The 682-nt window shown below is 67.3% G+C and carries 1 protein-coding gene; it reads right to left on the bottom strand.

Features of this window, described 5'->3' with window-relative positions:
* Nucleotides 1-626, bottom strand: a 626-nt coding sequence (locus tag Sru01_RS35170; RefSeq protein WP_203995295.1) for a hypothetical protein, incomplete at its 3' end; no start/stop codon positions are given.
* Nucleotides 627-682 lie beyond the last annotated feature (56 nt).

Here is a 682-nt window from a genome sequence, read left to right as displayed (position 1 = left end):
GGGCCGGTCGCCGGGGCGTCGACGATGTTGTTATAGCGGATGGCCTGGTAGCCGGTGAGCTCCGACCAGCTGTCGAAGCCGACCTGCCCGTGCGAATTGGTGCCCGGCCCCTTCGCCCAGTCGTTCTCCCAGCCGTCGCCGTCCGGGTCGGATCCGCCGTTGAGGGAGTAGACGTAGGCGCCCTGGGTGTGGTCGGCGTCGTTCTTCCAGCGGGCGAAGAGTTCGATGTGACCGGAGGTCAGCAGCGCGTCGCCGGGTTTCAGTTCGGACAGGCCGATGTTCTTCTTTCCGGACCAGGAGGCGAAACCGCTGGTGTTCAGCCCGCCGATGCTTCCCGGGCTGAGGTGCCAGACCATCGATACGTAACCGGAGCAGTCCGGACCGTACTTGTGCCCGCCGTCCGGGTCGGTGACCAGCGTGTTGGACCGGCGGGTCAGGTTGTACTGGATGCCGCGGTCCACCCAGTTCTGCGCCCGGGACATGACCTCATCGCGGGTGATGGTGCCGCCGACCGTCGAGTCGGCCTGGGCGGCCGGAGCGCTACCGGCAGTGGCCACGGCGAGGCCGGCCAGTATGGTGGCCGCGGTGAGGACACCGGTGGCCAGGCGCTTCAGGGCATACTTCATCGTCGTTCCTTTCCCGGGAAGATAGTGAGGAGCTCGACGCAAGGCGCCGGTGGAGA

The organism is Sphaerisporangium rufum, assembly GCF_016863395.1.
In the GTDB taxonomy this organism is placed as follows: domain Bacteria; phylum Actinomycetota; class Actinomycetes; order Streptosporangiales; family Streptosporangiaceae; genus Sphaerisporangium; species Sphaerisporangium rufum.
The sequence above is the reverse complement of the archived record's forward strand: the minus strand, read 5'-3'. Positions and strand labels throughout refer to the sequence as shown.